This is a genomic window from Mycobacterium angelicum, from assembly GCF_002086155.1.
Classification (GTDB): Bacteria; Actinomycetota; Actinomycetes; order Mycobacteriales; family Mycobacteriaceae; genus Mycobacterium; species Mycobacterium angelicum.
In genome coordinates this window covers 92,558-107,800 of record NZ_MVHE01000011.1, presented here as the reverse complement: position 1 = coordinate 107,800, position 15,243 = coordinate 92,558, and the positions used below count along the sequence as shown (strand labels likewise).

Sequence of the window (15,243 nt, the reverse complement as noted above, 5' to 3'; positions counted from 1 at the left end):
TTTCTCCTCTTTCAGCCCGCAGCCGGCGGCCGTGACATCACCCGGAAGCGGCGGCCGTAGCGGCGCCGGGCGAAGGTGTTCGGGCGGCCCCCGCCCGTCAGCGGCGCCCCTGGAAGCAGGGGCCCTGGTCCATTGGTGGCGGCGGCGGGCAGGACTGTCTCCGAAATCTCCGCGGTCGCACCGGTTAACGTCGCCGGCGTTGCGCTCCAGCTCGGCGGTACCGACATCGGGCCGATCTTCTCCGCCTCGCCCAAACCCGCCGAAACCGGGCCCGACACCGCACTCACCAGACTCGGCGCCAGCCCAACGGCCGCACCGCCGGCACCGGCCGCGGCCGGCGCGGAGTCCGGGATCACTTGTTGGGCAAACAGAGTGGCCAGCTGAACGATGCCGATGCCGAAATACGACAAACCCCAAGTGTTTACCAGGGTGTTCCACACGCTGGTCGGAATTATGGGAAACCACGGCGGTTTGACCGGGGCCAGCGGTGTCAGCTTGACGACCAGCTGCGCGGCGTTTTCGGGGTTGGTGGTGTCCGGTGGCGGCGCGAAGGGAGTCAAGACCGAGGCGGCCGCCGAGGCGCCGGCGTATTCGTACATGGCTGCGGCGTCTTGGGCCCAGAACGCGGCGTATTCGGCTTCGGTGGCTGCGATCGCCGGCGTGTTCTGCCCGAAGAAGTTCGTTGCGACCAGGGCCATCAACAGAACTCGATTTGCGGTGATGAGCGGCGGTGGCACCGTCATCGTGAACGCGGCTTCGTAGGCCGCGGCCGCGGCCCTGGCCTGCATGCCCGTCTGCTCGGCTTGGCCGGCCATCGCGTTCAGCCACGCCACATACGGCGTGACGGCGCCGATCATGGACGCCGACGCGGGCCCCTGCCACGGCATCCCGGTCAGCTCGGACAGCACCGAGCTGTAGCCCGTCGCCGTGGCGCTGAGGTCATGTGCCAGCCCGTCCCAGGCGGCTGCGGCCGCCATCAGGGGACCCGAGCCAACACCGGCATACATGCGGCCGGAGTTGATCTCGGGCGGTAACGCCCCGAAGAAGTTAGGGTCGATCGGCATGGCAATAGGGGACAAAGCTTTCGTGAGCAGGGAAAACATCTCAGGCACAAAGACGGCCTAAGGAAATAATAGCCTAATGCAACATTAATTGCAGGCTATTGTATTCCCGCGACTACACGTGGGCCGGAAGCAAATGCTCGGCGTCTCGATCCGTGGACAGGCACAGTGAGCAGATATGTGCCTCGTGGCTTTGGCAGATCAACATGTCGGGCCGCTCGAAATTGTGCGAGCAGACATGGCAGTTCAACTGCTCGGCCGAGGGATTGCCGTGCTCGTCGTACATGGGCAGATCGATGCCGTCGTGGGTGCGCCGCAGGTAGTACTTACCTTTGGTGACGATTGCCAGGATGGGCGGCATCACCAACGCGATGACGATCGCCACCAACGGCGAATAGGGCCGTAGCGCGGCACCTAGGCCGCCGAAAAAGGCGAGGATGGACAGGCCCGCCGCCAGCAGCATCGAGCCGAAGCCGACCGGGTTGATGGCATAGAGCATGCCCCGGCGGAATTCGGGGGTGCGCGGCGACAGCCCGAGCAGGTACTTGTTGAAGACGATGTCGGAGGCCACCGTCACCACCCAGGCCATGCCGCAGTTGGCGTAGAAACCGAGAATGGTGTTGAGGAAGTCAAACATGTTGGCTTCCATCAGGATCAGCGCGATGCCGAGGTTCACTCCCAGGAACACCACCCGCCCCGGGTAGTGCTTGGTGACGCGGGTGAACGAGTTGGTCCACGCCAGCGAGCCCGAATAGGCGTTGGTCACATTGATTTTGATCTGGCTGAGCACCACCAGAACCACCGCCAGGGTGAGCGCCAGCCAACCCGGCATGAAGTTGCGGTAAATCTGCATGAACTGGTGCACCGGCACATTGGCGAATGCGCTGGCGCCGGCGACGTTGGAGATCAGATACACCGCCAGGAACAGCCCGATGACTTGTTTGAGCGCACCGAAAATCACCCAGCCGGGTCCGGCGAGCACCATCCACGTCCACCACTTGCGCGAATTCTCCGGCGTGCGCGGCGGCATGAAACGCAGATAGTCGATCTGCTCGGCGATTTGAGCGATCAGTGAGAGGCAGACGCCCGCGGCCAGCAGGACAGAGCCGACCGTGACGCCGCCCCTGCCGTCCTTACCGGCGTAGGAAAAGAACTGCGAGATCGAATCGGGATGGCTGATCACCAAGTAGGCGAACGGCGCCACCATCAGGGCCAGCCACAGCGGGGTGGTCCAAAGCTGAAGCTGGGAAAGCACTTTCATGCCGTACATCACCAGCGGAAAGATCAGCAGCGTCGAGCAGGCATAGCCCAGCCACAGTGGAACGTGCAGACCCAGGTTGAGGCCCTGGGCCATGATCGAACCCTCGAGGGCAAAGAAGATGAAGGTGAACGTCGCAAAGATCACGTTGGTTACCACCGACCCGTAGTAGCCGAAACCGCTGCCGCGGGTGATCAGATCCAAGTCGATGTTGTAGCGGGCCGCGTAGTAGGCCAGGGGAAAGCCGGTGGCCAACACCACCAGGGCGAAGATCCCGATGCCCCACAGGGCGTTGGCGGTGCCCCAGCTGATGCCGACGTTGGCGCCGATGGCGAAGTCCGCAAGGTAGGCGATGCCGCCGAGCGCGGAGATGCCCACCACCGCCGGTGACCATCGCCGGTAGCTGCGGGGTGCGAAGCGCAGGGTGTAGTCCTCGAGTGTCTCACCGGCGGCCTTCGTGGTGGGCAGCTCGGTCGCGTCCTCGAGCTGTGTCTCGATGGCTTGCATCAATCCTCCCGAACGCGCGAACCTGTCAAGTGACTGCGAAAACCCTTGGGAATTCCTGGAACTGGTCAGCATCGTTGGTGAGGTCGGCAAATCCTAACCTCGCATGTGGCGGCCTGCCAATTTTCGCTAGAGCTTGCCGACGACGAAACTCGCGGCCTCATTGGTCAGGCCGGGCACGTAGCCCATGTGTGCCTTCCACTGATTGCCGTCCGAACAGATGGGATCGCCCTCGTTGCACAGGTTGTCGATCTTGCCCGCGAATTGCGGGCTGAGCGCGGTCAGCAGGCCGCCGGCCCGGCCGGACGGATTCCCGAAAAGGGTGACCGCGGCGACGTGTTGCGCGGCTTCGGGCGGTAATGGCTGGGTGAAGCCGAGCCCGGGTAACGGTGCCGCGGTGACGATGTCGATGACCGCGGCGCCCTGGGAGTATCCGCCGAGTACGAGCTTGGTGTCGGGGCAGTTGTTGGCCATCTGCTGGACGTGGTCGCTGGCGTCGTTGGCGCCCTCGGCCGCGGCCAGGAAGTCTTTGTTCGCCGGGTAGTTCACCCCGTACGCGCCGACGTTGCGGCCGGTCTGCTGATGCAGTGAGTTGATCAGGGCCTGGCCCACCCGGCCGACGCCGGGCGGCTCACCGGTTCCCCGGGCGAACACCACCTCGATGTCCGGGCAGCCGGCCGCCGATGCTTTAGGGGCCAGCGGCGTTGCCAGTAACAACGCGGCCGCCGCGATTGCGACGGCCGCCAGACTGGCGAGGCGGTGTGCCGAACATCGTGCGCCACTGGGGATGGATCTCATGGCGCAATGTTACGGGCTTACTGACGGTGCGTCAGTGGACCTGCACGACGTTGGTGCTGGGCACCTGCGCGCCGGGCACTTGCTGAATGGGCACCTGCTGGCCGGGTATCTGCGGGCCGGGGCCCGGCGCCAGTTGTGGACCCGGCGCCTGCGGGACCGTACCCGGGATCTGCACGATGGGGGCGCCCATCAACTTCGTCGCGACGAAACTGGCCGCCTGCGTGGTGTACACGGGCACATAGCCGTCGGTGTGCCCGCTCCACTCGTTGCCGGGGCCGGCGTGACAGATCGGGTCGCTGGGGTTGCACAGGTCAATTGCCTTGGAGCCCAACAGTGCGCTCTGGGTGGTCAGCGATCCGCCGCTGCGGTTGGCCACATTTCCGAAAACCGCTACCGCCGCGATGTTGTCCGCGTATTCGGGCGGCAGCGGGCTGCCAAAACTGATGCCGCCCAACGGAACTCCGGCCACGATGTCGATGACGTCGGCCCCCTGCGAGTAGCCGCCCAGGACGATCTTGGTGTTGGGGCAGGACGCGGCCATGGACTTGATGTGAGAGATGGCGTCGTTGGCGCCGTCGCCGGTGTGCAGCTGCAGGCGGCTGGCGGCGTAGTTCACCGCGTACACGCCGATGTTCTTGCCGGTCTGCTGGCGCAGCGAGTCGACGAAGGCGTCGCCGACGCGGCCGATGCCGGGCGGCTCGCTGGTACCCCGGGCGAAGGTGACTTCGGCGTCCGGGCAGTCGGTGGCGGAGGCGATCGGAGCGGCGGCCTTGACGGCGATCGGGGTGGCTAACAGAGCGCCGGCGGCGACCACCCCGATGGCAGCGCGGCGCAAGAGGTCATAATTCACCCCGAAATTTTACCCGCGCCCAGGCGGCGTGAAACCTTGCAGCCTGTGGATGAACAGTGCGGAAAGCCCCGGTCGGCGGCCTACGGTAGGCGCAACGACGTACATGTCTGGGGGGCCGATGACAGCCTGGCTGCACGCGAGCGGCTATCGATTTCTGGTTCGGCGTCTCGAGCGGGCATTGCTGCACAAGGATCTGGTCACTGTCGACGAACCCCTGCGCAGGCCGTTGGCGCTGGGGTGCGTGGTGACAGCCGTCGCGGTGGCAGGGTGCGCGTTTGTTGGGTTGCTGCGGCCGCAGCCCGTGCTCGGTGATGCACAAATCGCGATGGGCCGCGAATCCGGTGCGCTTTACGTGCGGGTGGGCGATACGTGGCATCCGGTTTTGAACCTGGCCTCGGCGCGACTGATCGCGGCGACGCCGGCCAATCCGCGCCCGGTTGCCGAATCGGCATTGAACCGCGCCAAACATGGCCCGCTGCTTGGGATTCCGGGTGCCCCCGCAGTCCTCGCGGCACCGTTGGCGGCGGCCGAATCGATCTGGACGATCTGTGATTCGGACCGCGGTGCGGCGACGACGGTGATCGTCGGTCCCGGTTCCGTGCCGTCGCTGGCCGCTGGGCAGGCCGCGCTGGTTACCGCCGGCGCCGGTTCGCCGGCCCAGCTGCTCTACCGCGGCCGGCGCGCGGTGGTAGAACTCGGCGATCCTTCGGTGCTGCGCGCGTTGCGGCTGGAGGGGCGGGTCCCGCAAGTCGTCTCGCCGGCTTTGCTCAACGCCGTGCCGGAGGCACCGCCGATCGTCGTCCCCCGGATCCGCGGCGCGGGCGGACCCGGGCCGGCCGGGCTGCGATTCGCCGTGGGCAGTGTGCTGAGGATCACACGCACCGGCGGCGACGAGTACTACGCCGTGCTGGCCGGTGGGGTGCAGCGCATCGGCCAGGTCGCCGCCGATCTGCTGCGGTTCAGTGACTCGCGCGGCAGCGCGACCGTCAACACGCTGGCCCCCGATGTGATCGGTGCGGTGCCGATCGTCGACAGCCTGCCGGTGTCCACCTTCCCGGATCGGGCGCCGGTCGTCGTGGATGGCGCCACGGTGTGCGCGTCGTGGACCGCCGCGTCAGGGCCGGTCGATATTTCGGTGGGCATTTCGGTGGGCATTTCGGTGGGCAGGGACCTGCCGGTGCCGGCCGGGCAGGCCCCCGCGAGCCTGGCACAGGCCGACGGGCGCGGCCCCGCGCTGGATGCGTTCTATCTGTCACCGGGACGCAGTGCCTACGTGTCGGATGGCGCCCGCGGGCACACGCGCTATCTGGTCACCGATAGCGGTGTGCGGTTCGCCATCGGCGACGAGGAGGCGGCACATGACCTCGGATTGCCCGCGGTCGCGGTGCCGGCGCCGTGGCCGGTGCTGGCGTTGCTGCCGTCGGGACCGGAACTGGACCGGCGGCGGGCGTCAGTCGCGCGTGATGTCGGGCTGCCTTAGCCGGCGCGACACCGCGCCGCTGACGATCGCCACCACCAGGACCACCAGACAGATCACTGCCCCACCCAACGCCGTGTTTCGAGATCCGTCGTCGGCCGGCGTGGAGGTGGGCGATGCGGAGATGGGTGCCGGAACATCGTGTGGCTGCTGGGGTTTCGGACCGGGGTCGGTGCTGACCGCCGCCAGGATGTCGACAGTGCCACAGCCCACCAGCGGATCCCAACCCGCGGATGGGTGGTGGGCGGTCGACTCGATGCGCTGCATCACCTGCCGCGCGGTCAACGACGGGAACCGTGACCGGATCAGCGCGGCCAGCCCGCTCACCACCGGCGCGGCATAACTCGTTCCGGACAATGGTGCCGAACCCTGTTGTCCGGCCGAACTATTCACGATGCCGTCGCCGACGGGGCTCAGCGAAGTCACGCGCTCGCCGGTCGCGGCGACATCCACCCACGGGCCGGCCAGCGTGAAGGCCGATGGCGTGCCGTCGGCGTTGACGGACCCGACGGTCAGCACGTAGTCGTCATACCAGGCCGGACTGACCGCAACCGTCACGGTGTCGCGGGTTGCGTCGGAGGGCTGGGCCGGACACTGTGCGCTGCCCACGGAATTACCGGCGGCGGTCACTACGACGGTGTTCTTGACTTCGACGGCATAGGCCAGCGCGGCGCCCAGCGCGCGGTCGTCGAGCGCATCGGTGGCGGGGACACAGGCAACCGAGGAAATGTTGATCACCGACGCGCCCAGGTCAGCGGCGGTCCGGACGGCTCTGGCCATGGTGTCGACGTCGCCGACCCCCGAGCCGGCCCGGTCGCCGGCTGGGCCGAATTTCGTGCTCGACTGACGAATGCTTATCACGGTGACATCGGGCGCCAGGCCGCTGAATTTGTCCGAGGCGGGATCGGCTGCGGCAGCAATGATTCCAGCGACCAGCGTGCCGTGCGCGTCGCAATCCTGGGTACCGTCGCCGGCCGACACGTAGTCGCCGCCGGGCACCAGGTTGGGCAGCCGGCGGTGTCGTGAGACCCCGGTGTCGATGACTGCCACCCGTTGGCCCGCGCCGCGGGTGAGTTCCCAGATCTGCGGCAGGTCGAGATCGGCCAGTTGTGCGGGCAGTTCGGGTTGGGCGGCATCGGTAGTGGCGGCCGTACACACCTCGCGTTGCACGGTTGGGCGTTGCGGTGCCGGGCGTGCCGGGGCGGGCAGCCGCTTTTCGTCGATCGGCGGTGGCGAGACCGCGCGCGCCGACGGCGTCGCGCATTGGGACAGCACGGTCAGGGCCGCAACCACCAGCAGTCGCAGCAGATTTGAGGTCTTCGTCCTCATATCAGGTCCAGCCCGAAAACCGCGCTGAAGACCCCGCACACCCAGCAGGTCAGCGGGACTACCGCAACCAGCGCCAGACATTCCAGTATCTCGACGCCGCGGCGTGCGACCGGGGAGAGCGGCATGGTGGGAGCGACGAAACCGAGGTAGAACGCCGCTGCGGCCAGCACCGCGGTCACCGCCGTAATCCACGGCCCGTGTTTGACCCAGCCGGTCATGGCGGCGGCGAAAGTCGCTGCGCCAGTGGCAATCCCGGCGGCGGCAAACGTGAGTGCCCGGTTCGGCGGGCCCGAGCGTGCACGCAACAGCAGTAGCGCGGCTGTGACGGTCGATTCCGCGACGGCGTGGCGATCGGCTAGCGCGGCGGCGATGGCGCCGATGGCTGCCGACGCCGCGCAGCCGGCGAGCAGACCGGTCAGCCAGGCTTCGGCGCCGCGGGCCTTGGCGCCTAGCAGATCCGCGGTGGGCAGTGCGTCCTCTCGTGGTGAAAGCCCGGCCATTTTGATCGATATCCGCGGCGATAACTCCATCACGCCCACCGCCGTCAGCGTGGCAAGGCAACCGATGGTGCCCGGTGGTGCGGCGGCGAGCACGCCGATCAGCGTGGCGAAGGCGACGACCGCCGCAGCACAGGTGATCGCCGTCAATGTGATTGCGCTGCCACCGGTTAGGCGCATTACGGCTACGGAGGTCGCGGCTACCGTCGTCGCGGTCAGCAACAGGTGCGCAGACCCCGGGCAGCCGGGCACGGTGAACCAGCCGGCAACGGCGGCGAACACGATCGCAACGAGCCCGAGCGTCAGTGCGGCCAGCTGGTCTCGATATGCCCGACGGGCAAACGCCGCGCCCGCTATTGCACCGACTGAGGCTGCCGCTGCGACACCTGCCGTCGCCTTGTCGCCCGGCCCGTTCGTGACCAGCACCAGGACGCCGACGATGCTCAGGCACAACGCGGCGATCGCGCCGGTGCGGCGGGTCGTGCGGCGGTCTACCGCGCTGGATAGCGCGGCCGACACCGCTTCGGCCGTGTCGTCGCAGTGGCGGACGGGTGGCTCGGCGGCTGCCTGGCTCAAGACCAGTACGGCGCCGTCACGAATCCCGTTCTGCGCCAGGGTCGTCGAATTCGGCAGCGCTGGTGCCCCGAGGAGTGACAGCTGGTAGCGCGACGCGCTACTTGGGGTGCCCAGGATGTCGATGATCGACGGGATCAGCGTGGCGACGGGTATCCCGGCGGGTAGTGACAGGTCGAGTGCAGTGGTGCCGGCATGAACGGCGACGCGCCGCAACCCGGGTTCTGATGTGGACATCATTGGGACGTTAACCAGTTCTCCTCCGGCCGGTATTCGCCTGTGCACAAGCGACTTGCGGCTCGATGCCGGGCTGTTTACCGTCGCCCAACTGTGAACACCGCCATCGAGATTGCCGCGCCACCCGAGGTGCCGGCATCGGCGACGTCGGGACTCATGGCGCGGGCGGTGCCGGTGCTCATATCCGTTGCGGGACTGGGCGTCATGGCCGCGGCGGCACTGTCCGGGTCCCCCATCGCCCGCAATCCGCTCTTCCTGGCGTTTCCACTGCTGATGGCGGTCTCGGCGGTTGCGACCGGGGTGACCGGACGAGGGCGTAACCGGGGTGCTGAGATCGGATCTGCCCGTGGCGATTACCTTGCCTACCTGAGCCGCCTGCGCGACACCGTTACCGAAACAGCCGCGGCGCAACGCTTGTCGCTACACCGGGCTCATCCAGATCCGGAAACCCTGTGGACCATAGTGGGCGGCTCGCGGATGTGGGAGCGGCGGCCGACCGGCCCGGACTTCGGACGTATCCGCGTTGGACTCGGAAGTGTGTCGCTTGCAACGCCTTTGGTGGCCCCGCAGATCCCGCCGGAGCGCCGCGTGGATCCGGTCAACCGTGCGGCACTGCAGCGCTTTCTGCGCGCGCACGCGGCGCTTGCCGACGCGCCCGTCTCGATACCGCTGTGGCAAGCCGGGACCATAACGCTCGACGGCGAGGTGGGCCGGGTTCGGGGGCTGCTCCGCGCCATGGTCTGCCAACTGGCCGTATGGCACCCCCCGGACCAAGTGCGGATCACCGCCGCTGTCGGCGAGGCGAACCGGGCTGACTGGGATTGGCTGAAATGGTTGCCGCACAACCAGGTCCAAGACGCCACGCATGTGGTGATGATCGTGGACGGCGCCGCGGCCCCGATGGCAGATGCGGTCACGCTGCGGGTGGGTGCCGGCCGCGGGCCGATCGCGGTCAGATGCGATGGGCGCGAGCTGATATTGCCGAACCCGGATTGCCTGGGACTTGCCGAGGCGACGGTGTGTGCGCGCCGCTTGGCCGCGCACCAAAAGCCCCGGCGCGGTGCAGGTTGCGGCTGGCCAAGCCTGCTGGACATCGATGAAGTCACCGGCTTCGACCCGCACCGGCTGTGGCACGGTCAGGATCACCGTCACCGCCTGCGTGTGCCGATCGGATACACACCCGACGGCACACCCGTGGAGCTGGACATCAAGGAATCCGCCGAGCAGGGCATGGGTCCGCACGGACTCTGTGTGGGTGCGACGGGGTCAGGCAAGTCGGAGCTGCTGCGCACCATTGCATTGGGCATGATGGCGCGAAACTCCCCGGAGGTGCTCAACCTGCTGCTGGTCGACTTCAAAGGTGGCGCAACGTTTCTGGACCTGGCACGAGCCCCGCACGTAGCCGCCGTTATCACCAACCTCGCCGACGAGGCGCCGCTTGTAGCCCGCATGCGCGACGCGCTGGCCGGTGAGATGAATCGTCGTCAGCAGCTGCTGCGGGCGGCGGGAAACTTCGTCAGCGTTGCGACCTACGAGCGAGCGCGTCGCGGCGGCGCGCAATTGACCGCACTGCCAACGTTGTTCATCATCGTCGACGAGTTTTCCGAACTGCTCAGTCAGCACCCGGATTTCGCGGACACCTTCGTGGCGATCGGCCGACTCGGGCGGTCGCTGGGAATGCACTTGCTGCTGGCAAGTCAGCGGCTCGACGAGGGCCGGCTGCGCGGGCTGGAGGCCCACCTGTCTTATCGGATATGTCTGAAGACATTGTCGGCGGCCGAGTCACGCACTGTCCTGGGTACGCTCGACGGCTACGAGCTGCCGAATACGCCGGGCGCGGGATTTCTGCGTACCGCCACCGCAGAGCTGGTCCGGTTTCAGACGGCATTCGTGTCCGGACCGCTGATGGTCCAGCCGCCCGAAGACACCGCAGTGCGGTCGTTCACTCGTGCGGATGGGTTGAGTCGCGCGGATGTGGTTGCTGCGCCGAGCCTCTTGCACGCGGTTCTGGATCGGCTGTCGGGCCACGGGCCGCCCGCGCACCAAGTCTGGCTGCCGCCGCTGGCCGGCGGACCACCATTGGACACACTGCTGGACGCCGCGACTGCGGGTGAGTTGGTGGCCCCGATCGGCATCGTCGACCGGCCGTTCGATCAGTGCCGGGTGCCGTTGGTCGTCGAGTTGTCCGGAGCCGCGGGCAATGTCGCGGTGGTGGGAGCGCCCCGGTCGGGAAAGTCAACGACGTTGTGCACGCTGATCACGGCGCTGGCCGCAACCCACGATCCCGGCCAGGTGCAGTTCTACTGCTTGGATTTCGGCGGCGGCGCACTGGCCGTGCTGCGCGAGTTGCCCCATGTGGGCGCCGTCGCCGGCCGGGCCGAGCCACAGCTGGTGTGCCGCATGATTGCCGAATTGGAATCCGTGTTGCGATCACGAGAAGATTCCGTGTCCGAGAAGCGGGTCGACTCGCTTGCCCACGTGTTTCTCGTCATCGACGGTTGGGCTACCCTGCGGCATGACTTCGAACAACTTGAGGAGTCGATTACTGCCCTTGCCGCGCAAGGACTTTCGTTCGGCATACACGTGGTGTTGTCGGCCTCGCGCTGGGCCGAAATCAGACCGTCGCTGAAAGATCAGATCGGCTCGCGCATCGAGTTACGTCTCGGCGACCCAGCGGATTCCGAGTTGGACCGTAGGCAGGCTCTCCACGTTCCGCGCGACCGGCCGGGCCGGGGCCTTACCCGAGACGGGCTGCACATGCACGTCGCCCTGCCTGAGATGGAATCGCCAATCCGGCGCGGCGACACGGCGGCGCCACCCATACCATTGCTGCCCGCGCAGGTAGACGCAGGATCCGTCATCCGCCAAGCGGGTGAGGAACAGGGCGGGTGCGTTCTGCTTGGCCTCGAAGAGCGTCGATTGCGCTCGATTGCAGTCGATTTCGAGTGCCAGCCGCATCTGCTGGTGCTCGGTGACAACGAGTGCGGAAAGACCGCAACCCTGCGAATGCTGTGTCGTGAGATCGCGCGGACCAGGACTCCGCAACAGGCCCGGCTGCTGATCGTGGACTTCCGCCGGACTCTACTGGGTGCCGTCGAGTCCGAACATGTCGGTGGCTATGCCGTGTCGCCGGCGTCGCTCGGTGCGCTATTGCCGGATCTGCTCGATCTGTTGGGCGAAAGGATGCCGCCGCCACATGTGACCCAGTCCCAATTGCGTGCGCATTCCTGGTGGACCGGCCCGGATGTCCATCTCGTAGTGGACGACTACGACTTGGTCGCCACCTCGTCCGGTAACCCGCTACTTGGCCTGCTTGAATATCTGCCGCACGCACGGGATCTCGGCTTGCATGTCATTGTGGCCCGGCGCAGTGGGGGTGCGGCGCGGGCCATGTTCGAGCCGCTGCTCGCGGGTCTGCGTGACTTCGGTTGCATGGCGCTGATGATGAGTGGGCGCCCCGAGGAGGGCACCCTGTTCGGCAGCCGGCCCGCGCTACCGCTGCCGCCGGGCCGCGGGATTCTGATCGCCCGGCCCGGCGACGAGCAGGTGGTGCAGGTGGCCTGGAGTCCGTGAACACACATCGCGCCGTGATCGAGGCGGGTCCTGGGGCCATCCGCCGATTATGTTGCCCCACAAGCGATATCGGCGATGCCGAGTTGGTGTCGGGCGCGCTGGGTGCGATAGACGACGCGGTGGCGCTGGTGAATCAACGCCCCGTCGCCGTCGATTCGCTGTGGTCGGCCGCGCTGAGGTCGGTGGTGTGTGAGCACTGCGACGGCGTGGTCGTGGTGTATCCGTCGTGGTGGTCGGGCCGACGCATGTCCGTGGTAACGGCCGCGGCGCAGACCTTGCCCGGCGATGTGGTGGTGCGGCCTCGCTCGTGGCTACTGGGACAGGCTTCGCCGGACACCGCGGCGGTGGTGGTGGAGATCGCCGGGCAATTGGTGCTGGTCGGGGGCGAGAAAGCCGTCGGCATAGCGCGCGTGGGGGAGCCGCGGCTGGTTGCCGAAGAGGTGGCTGGCGCTATCGCCGGACCGCCTCGCGGGATGGTGTTGATCGACGGACCGGGAACCGTCGCCGCTGCGCCGGAACTGGCCAGGTTGATCGCCGACGCGGTGTGCCAGGGCGGCCGTACCGCGGTGCTGATCGACGAGTCCCGGCTGGCCCGGCTGGCAGCGTCTTGCACGCCTGTCGCGGCCCCGCCTGTTCCCCGGCTGCGTCCCCGGGCGGTCGGGCGGTTCGCCGCCGTCGGCACCGGCTTGATAGTCGTGATGCTGGCCGCGCTGAGGGTGCCTGCGCTTGAGCCGCACCGGGTGACCGCCCTGGAAGCGACGACCTCTCTGGTCGAGGGCCGGGTGGCACTCACCATCCCCGCGAACTGGCCGACCGAGCGCGTGGTGTCCGGGCCGGGTTCGGCGCGGGTGCAGGTCACCTCGCCGTCGGACCCCGAGGTGGCGCTGCACGTAACGCAATCGGCGGTAGCCGAGGAAACGCTGGCCGCAACCGCAGAACGACTGAAGCGGGCCATCGACGCCGAACCCGCCGGCGTATTCGTCGACTTCAACGCCAGCGGCATCAGCGCCGGCCGGACCGCGGTGACCTATCGCGAAGTGCGCACCGGCCACGACGTGCGGTGGACGGTGCTGCTCGACGGTGGGGTCCGGATCAGCATCGGATGTCAGAGCAGACCCACCGCATTGGATGCCGTACGCGATGCCTGTGAACAGGCGGTGCGGTCGGCGCATGCGCTGGCGTGAAATCCAGGAAATTGGGTGGAACCCAGGGCCATTCGCTGCCGTCGTAGTTGGTATGAGCACACTGAGCACCGATTTCGATCTGATGCGCTCGGTCGCGGCCACTACCGACAGCCGCAACGAGGAGATCCGGGCGATGTTGCAGGCATTCATCGGCCGGATGGGCGCCGTTCCGCCGTCGGCGTGGGGCGGGCTTGCGGCCGTGCGTTTCAAGGACGTGGTCGATCGCTGGAACGCCGAGTCGATGCGGCTCTACCACGTCCTGCATGCGATCGCCGAGACCATTCGGCATAACGAGGCCGTGCTGCGGGAGGCCGGCCAGGATCATGCACACCACATCGCGGCCGCCGGCGGAGATCTGTAAGAGGAGGAGGGACCTATGAACACAGACCCGGTGCTGTCATACGACTTCGATGCCATCGAATACTCCGTCCGTCAGGAGATTCACACCACATCGGCACGCTTCAATGCCGCGCTCGAGGAGCTGAGGTCACACATCGCGCCGCTGCAGCAACTGTGGACCCGCGAGGCGGCGGCCGCCTACCAGGCCGAGCAGCAGAAGTGGCATCAAGCGGCGACCGCACTCAACGAAATACTGGTCGACCTGGGCAATGCGGTCCGTGACGGCGCCGCCGACGTGGCCGAGGCTGATCGCCGGGCCGCCGGCACCTGGGCGCGGTAGCGGCGATGAGACTCTGTGCGGTCCCGGCGGAAGGAGAGCCGCCGGGACCGCACAGTCATTTTGACCTGCGGGGATGCGCGTCGGTAAGCTGCTCGGTTGGCGTGCGGGTACGCCGGGGCCTCGGGTCAATGTCGGTCGCCGAGACCAGCCCCACCGTTCACGCCTGACCGGCACCCGGGTCACCGGGATTCACCCGAGAGAAAGTGTGGTAAGCGCTGTGCCTACATACGCGCCCAAGGCGGGTGACACCACGAGGTCGTGGTATGTCATCGACGCCACGGACGTGGTGCTTGGCCGCCTTGCCGTCGCAGCTGCAAACCTGCTGCGCGGTAAGCACAAGCCGACGTTCGCACCCAATGTCGATGGCGGCGACTTCGTCATCGTCATCAACGCCGACAAGGTCGCCATCAGCGGCGACAAACTGCGCAGCAAGATGGCTTACAGCCACTCGGGGTATCCCGGCGGCCTGCACAAGCGCAGCATCGGCGAGCTGATGCAAAAGCACCCCGACCGCGTGGTGGAGAAGGCGATCGTCGGCATGCTGCCCAAGAACAAGCTCAGCCGTCAGATTCAGAAGAAGCTTCGCGTGTACGCCGGTCCGGAGCATCCACACACTGCACAGCAGCCGGTGCCCTTCGAGATCAAGCAGGTAGCGCAATGACCGAAACCCAAGAGACGTTAGAGGCCCCGGCCGCCCCGGCCGCCACGCACAGCGATTCATTCGTGCTGGAGCGGCCCATCCAGACCGTCGGCCGGCGCAAAGAAGCCGTGGTGCGGGTTCGGCTGGTGCCCGGCACCGGCAAGTTCGACCTCAACGGCCGCAGCCTGGAGGACTACTTCCCCAACAAGGTGCACCAGCAGCTGATCAAGGCGCCGCTGGTCACCGTCGACCGGGTGGAGAGCTTCGACATCTTCGCTCTTCTGCATGGCGGCGGGCCGTCCGGCCAGGCCGGCGCGTTGCGCCTGGGAATCGCCCGGGCGTTGATTCTGGCGCAGCCCGAGGACCGGCCGGCCCTGAAGAAGGCCGGCTTCCTCACCCGCGACCCGCGGGCCACCGAGCGCAAGAAGTACGGCCTGAAGAAGGCCCGCAAGGCGCCTCAGTACAGCAAGCGCTGATATCACTTTTGGGCCGCGAGCCTGCGGCTATATCGACGCATCGGCGTGTCGAGCGGCTAATTTGCAGGCTCGCGGCCAAAAGTGGGTATGTGCACGGCTGTCAACTG

General features: G+C 67.2%; 13 protein-coding genes. 7 read left to right on the top strand and 6 right to left on the bottom strand.

Annotation, left to right across the window (positions count from 1 at the left end; translation table 11 throughout):
• Positions 1 to 11 precede the first annotated feature (11 nt).
• From BST12_RS10335 to BST12_RS10320, 4 genes are all read right to left on the bottom strand, one after another.
• Complete coding sequence (locus BST12_RS10335; protein WP_211281246.1) at positions 12 to 1,064, bottom strand: PPE family protein; 1,053 nt, start codon at positions 1,062 to 1,064, stop codon at positions 12 to 14.
• 112 nt (positions 1,065 to 1,176) lie between these two features.
• On the bottom strand, positions 1,177 to 2,826 hold the full coding sequence (locus tag BST12_RS10330; RefSeq protein WP_083113005.1) for a purine-cytosine permease family protein: 1,650 nt from the start codon (positions 2,824 to 2,826) through the stop codon (positions 1,177 to 1,179).
• A gap of 126 nt (positions 2,827 to 2,952) precedes the next feature.
• Entirely contained in the window at positions 2,953 to 3,621 is a 669-nt protein-coding gene (locus tag BST12_RS10325; RefSeq protein ID WP_083113004.1) for a cutinase family protein, read from the bottom strand.
• 31 nt (positions 3,622 to 3,652) lie between these two features.
• On the bottom strand, positions 3,653 to 4,471 hold the full coding sequence (locus BST12_RS10320; protein ID WP_083113003.1) for a cutinase family protein: 819 nt from the start codon (positions 4,469 to 4,471) through the stop codon (positions 3,653 to 3,655).
• A 118-nt stretch (positions 4,472 to 4,589) separates the two neighbouring features.
• Here BST12_RS10320 and eccB point away from each other — a divergent pair, with 118 nt between their 5' ends.
• The gene (gene eccB, locus BST12_RS10315) at positions 4,590 to 5,951 is read left to right on the top strand and encodes a type VII secretion protein EccB (RefSeq protein ID WP_372511097.1); all 1,362 of its coding nucleotides are present in this window, start codon (positions 4,590 to 4,592) and stop codon (positions 5,949 to 5,951) included.
• Here eccB and mycP read toward each other — a convergent pair.
• Both mycP and eccD read right to left on the bottom strand, forming a co-directional pair.
• Complete coding sequence (gene mycP, locus BST12_RS10310) at positions 5,922 to 7,277, bottom strand: type VII secretion-associated serine protease mycosin (RefSeq protein ID WP_083113001.1); 1,356 nt, start codon at positions 7,275 to 7,277, stop codon at positions 5,922 to 5,924. The genes eccB and mycP overlap by 30 nt on opposite strands.
• A complete protein-coding gene (eccD, locus tag BST12_RS10305) occupies positions 7,274 to 8,584 on the bottom strand; it encodes a type VII secretion integral membrane protein EccD (RefSeq protein ID WP_083113048.1) in 1,311 nt (436 codons plus the stop codon). The genes mycP and eccD overlap by 4 nt, the downstream gene beginning before the upstream one ends.
• Positions 8,585 to 8,677: 93 nt before the next feature.
• On the opposite strand from eccD, the gene eccCa reads away from it, so the two are divergent.
• From eccCa to rpsI, 6 genes are all read left to right on the top strand, one after another.
• A complete protein-coding gene (eccCa, locus tag BST12_RS10300; RefSeq protein ID WP_245850211.1) occupies positions 8,678 to 12,157 on the top strand; it encodes a type VII secretion protein EccCa in 3,480 nt (1,159 codons plus the stop codon).
• On the top strand, positions 12,154 to 13,341 hold the full coding sequence (locus tag BST12_RS10295; RefSeq protein WP_083113000.1) for a type VII secretion-associated protein: 1,188 nt from the start codon (positions 12,154 to 12,156) through the stop codon (positions 13,339 to 13,341). The genes eccCa and BST12_RS10295 overlap by 4 nt, the downstream gene beginning before the upstream one ends.
• Before the next feature lie 52 nt (positions 13,342 to 13,393).
• Positions 13,394 to 13,702 carry a WXG100 family type VII secretion target gene (locus BST12_RS10290; protein WP_083112999.1) on the top strand — a complete coding sequence of 103 codons (309 nt, stop codon included), beginning with the start codon at positions 13,394 to 13,396 and terminating at the stop codon, positions 13,700 to 13,702.
• Positions 13,703 to 13,717: 15 nt separating this feature from the next.
• Positions 13,718 to 14,020, top strand: coding sequence for a WXG100 family type VII secretion target (locus BST12_RS10285; protein WP_083112998.1), 303 nt, complete (start codon positions 13,718 to 13,720; stop codon positions 14,018 to 14,020).
• Between the two features lie 217 nt (positions 14,021 to 14,237).
• Positions 14,238 to 14,681, top strand: a complete 444-nt coding sequence (gene rplM / locus BST12_RS10280; RefSeq protein ID WP_083112997.1) for a 50S ribosomal protein L13 — start codon at positions 14,238 to 14,240, stop codon at positions 14,679 to 14,681.
• Entirely contained in the window at positions 14,678 to 15,136 is a 459-nt protein-coding gene (gene rpsI / locus BST12_RS10275) for a 30S ribosomal protein S9 (RefSeq protein ID WP_083112996.1), read from the top strand. The genes rplM and rpsI overlap by 4 nt, the downstream gene beginning before the upstream one ends.
• Positions 15,137 to 15,243 lie beyond the last annotated feature (107 nt).

Coding starts and splice junctions, on each gene's coding strand:
- BST12_RS10335 (WP_211281246.1), bottom strand. CDS start 1,064: ATGCCGATCGACCCTAACTTCTTCGGGGCGTTACCGCCCGAGATCAAC.
- BST12_RS10330 (WP_083113005.1), bottom strand. CDS start 2,826: ATGCAAGCCATCGAGACACAGCTCGAGGACGCGACCGAGCTGCCCACC.
- BST12_RS10325 (WP_083113004.1), bottom strand. CDS start 3,621: ATGAGATCCATCCCCAGTGGCGCACGATGTTCGGCACACCGCCTCGCC.
- eccB (WP_372511097.1), top strand. CDS start 4,590: ATGACAGCCTGGCTGCACGCGAGCGGCTATCGATTTCTGGTTCGGCGT.
- mycP (WP_083113001.1), bottom strand. CDS start 7,277: ATGAGGACGAAGACCTCAAATCTGCTGCGACTGCTGGTGGTTGCGGCC.
- eccD (WP_083113048.1), bottom strand. CDS start 8,584: ATGTCCACATCAGAACCCGGGTTGCGGCGCGTCGCCGTTCATGCCGGC.
- BST12_RS10290 (WP_083112999.1), top strand. CDS start 13,394: ATGAGCACACTGAGCACCGATTTCGATCTGATGCGCTCGGTCGCGGCC.
- BST12_RS10285 (WP_083112998.1), top strand. CDS start 13,718: ATGAACACAGACCCGGTGCTGTCATACGACTTCGATGCCATCGAATAC.
- rpsI (WP_083112996.1), top strand. CDS start 14,678: ATGACCGAAACCCAAGAGACGTTAGAGGCCCCGGCCGCCCCGGCCGCC.